The following is a 2981-nucleotide window of genomic DNA, read 5'->3' as shown; positions in this document are numbered from 1 at the left end:
ACAATTTCAGACAAAATTGTTTAATAAATAAGATTCAATAATTTTGATTATTTCTAAGAAAAAGATAAGAATACACAAAATTATTTACAGGCTCATTGTTAATTGTATTTAATACAATATAAGTTCCTGTTTCCGATGACAAACCAAAGAAGGTTACGCATATATTTAGCACAGCAGATACTAAACCTGCTGCAACTAATATTGGTAGTACTGGTACAAAGGTACCGCTAATAAAATCTACTATTAAACTTGCCTTGCCCTTTTTTTCATCACTTTCATCACTCTCACTAACTTCCTTAGCCTTAGTAAATGTTCCAAGCTTAACAAATTCGTTATATACATTTCCAACATCAGTTTCAATAATAATCTGTACTTCTTTTCCCCTATTAACTACTCCCATTACGCCTTTTATTGCTTTTATACCACTCTCATTAAATTCTGATGGTTTATTTAATGTTAATCGCAATCTAGTTGCACAATGATTAGCAACAGCTATATTACTTTCTCCTCCACTTAAATCTAAGATTTTTTTAGCTAGTTCTGAATACTTACTCACACCTCTTCACCTCTAATTCTACCACTCTTGTCCGTTAGATTTAATTAACTTAGAATACCAGTAAAACGAATCCTTTTTAACTCCTCTTAAATCTAAAACTTCTTCATCTGTAGTATTTATATATACTAGGCCATATCTTTTTGCCATACCATTTCCTGTACTTAATAAATCTGTGAATGACCAAGGATTATACGCTATTACCTCACATCCATCCATAATAGCTAAACCTACTTGATATATTTGATTTCTTAAGAACTTAATACGTTCTTCATCATGGACATGTCCATCTTCTCCAAGAGTTTCATGTGCTCCATAACCATTTTCAGTTATCATCATTGGTAATCTATAATGATCCCACATGTATCTAAGCATATATCTCATAGCAATAGGATCTATTTCCCAATCCCAATCAGTAGTTTCAACATAAGGATTTGTTGCTAATTGATATAGTCCTGGGAACTTAGGATATACAAATTGACCCTTTACTCCATTTTTATTAAGTTGTAATTCCACAGTTTCTTCATCTGGTTTGCAGTCTTTTGCCACATTACTTCTATAACAATTTAATGCAAAGAAATCTATTTTAGCAGACTTTATTAATTCCATATCCCCAAGTCTTATATCTGGCTCAATACCATTTTCTCTCCAGTAGCTTTTTATAAATCCGTTATATTCTCCATATACATATAAATCATTCCACATTTTTTCTGTTAATTCTTCTGCATTCATTGCAGCTATTTGATCTTCTGGTTTACAGCTTTCAGGATATATTGGAACATATCCAGGAACAGGACCTATCTTTCCACCTTCTACAAGTTCATGACATGCTATAACTGCTTTTGCATGACATAGGTTCATTATATGGTTTACATCCCATTTATCCTTTTCCCAATTGTCACATCCCTTATTTACTCCAAGCCATTCACCATAGCATATTTGCATATTTTGTTCATTTATTGATAGCCAGTACTTAACTCTATCACCAAATTCCTTAAAACAAACTCTTACATAATGATCAAAAGCATCTATTATGTCACGATTACGCCATCCACCAAACTTTTCATCTACCCATACAGGCATATCATAATGATATAAAGTAACTATTGGTGTTATATTATTTGCTATTAATTCGTTTATAAGATTATTATAAAATTCAATACCTTTTTCATTTACTTTTCCATCTTCATGAGGTATTATTCTTGACCATGATATAGAAAAACGATATGATGAAAATCCACATTCAGCCATCAAAGCCACATCTTCTTTATAGTGATGATAATGATCTGCTGCTATTGAATTATCAGCAAAAGGTTTCTTTTTCTTACTATTTAAATCTATAATTGCTGGAGTTCTTCCATCTTCTGCAACAGCACCTTCTACCTGCCATGCTGCACTAGATGCTCCCCACATAAAGTTCTTTGGAAATACTGGTTTAGAATTATAATACATATTATCAATCCTTTCTATTATCTTTTGTTTACTCTATATTTTCTTAAATAAGCACTATAGATAATATCAAACATGTAGCTTATACCATACTTCCCATAAACACTTCGTCCATCCTTAGATCTGTCCTTTGAGCTTAAGTGATATATTTTGTCATACCACTCCTTAAACTCTTCATCCCTATTTACAGTAATAAGAATTTTTTCTGCCTTATTCTTTTCTATAAAATCTCTTGATGCTTTTGCAAATGTTCCTGTAGATGATATAACAAATAACACATCTCTCTCATCTAAACTGCTAATTAAAGATTTATCTGTATACACATCAGAAATTATTTTTATAACCTTACCAAAGAATATCATTGATTTTTGAAACTCTTGAACTACTGCTGTGGATGTATCTGAAGTTAAGAAAACAACATATCTGCTTTTATAAATTTTATCAGCTATCCGTTCTACTTCCTCTTCATTCATGCGCTTGTCCAATTCTTTTATCATTTCATTTATCTCATTTGTTAATAACTCTCTGTAATTCTCACGATTTGAATGCATCATATAATATTTATATTGATCATCATACTCTGCAAATTGTTTTTTTAATTCTACAAAATTTTCATAACCAATAGACTTACAGAAACGTCTAATACTTGAACGAGAAACATAACATTCTTCTGCAACATTAAAAATATTTAATTCTGATAACTTATGATAGTTCTCTAAAAAATATTGAGCTAAGACATAATTGGTATCCTTATGATTGCTTTCATTTATTACTGAAAATAATGATCCCAATAAACTCATTCTATTTATATTCATTCTTAGTTCCCTCAAACTTTCTTTAAGTTCACTATCACTTTTGTTGAATTTATGATAACATTTCCATAAGTGATAATGGGGTGCAAAAAATGCACCCAAATATATTATATTTGTTTTTTCTACTATGATAGTGCATTTTTACTTGAAAAATTTTACAGTCAAGT

The 2981-nt window shown here is 30.4% G+C and carries 3 protein-coding genes; all 3 read right to left on the bottom strand.

The genetic code is table 11. The features are described 5' to 3' along the window. Positions 1-34 precede the first annotated feature (34 nt). From BM384_RS16450 to BM384_RS16440, 3 genes are read right to left on the bottom strand one after another with little or no spacing between them, the layout of a single operon-like run. A complete protein-coding gene (locus BM384_RS16450; protein WP_090015265.1) occupies positions 35-556 on the bottom strand; it encodes a PTS transporter subunit EIIB in 522 nt (173 codons plus the stop codon). An 18-nt stretch (positions 557-574) separates the two neighbouring features. Further along, on the bottom strand, positions 575-2005 hold the full coding sequence (locus tag BM384_RS16445; protein ID WP_090015263.1) for a glycoside hydrolase family 1 protein: 1431 nt from the start codon (positions 2003-2005) through the stop codon (positions 575-577). Positions 2006-2022: 17 nt separating this feature from the next. Then, positions 2023-2817, bottom strand: coding sequence for a MurR/RpiR family transcriptional regulator (locus tag BM384_RS16440; RefSeq protein ID WP_090015261.1), 795 nt, complete (start codon positions 2815-2817; stop codon positions 2023-2025). Positions 2818-2981 lie beyond the last annotated feature (164 nt).

This window comes from Clostridium sp. DSM 8431 (assembly GCF_900116755.1).
Classification (GTDB): domain Bacteria; phylum Bacillota; class Clostridia; order Clostridiales; family Clostridiaceae; genus Clostridium.
Note: the sequence above shows the minus strand (reverse complement) of the source record. Positions and strands in the feature narration are given on the sequence as shown.

Bases quoted from the DNA above. Each gene is read 5' to 3' on its own strand.
- BM384_RS16440 (WP_090015261.1), bottom strand. From the start codon at position 2,817: ATGAATATAAATAGAATGAGTTTATTGGGATCATTATTTTCAGTAATA.
- BM384_RS16445 (WP_090015263.1), bottom strand. From the start codon at position 2,005: ATGTATTATAATTCTAAACCAGTATTTCCAAAGAACTTTATGTGGGGA.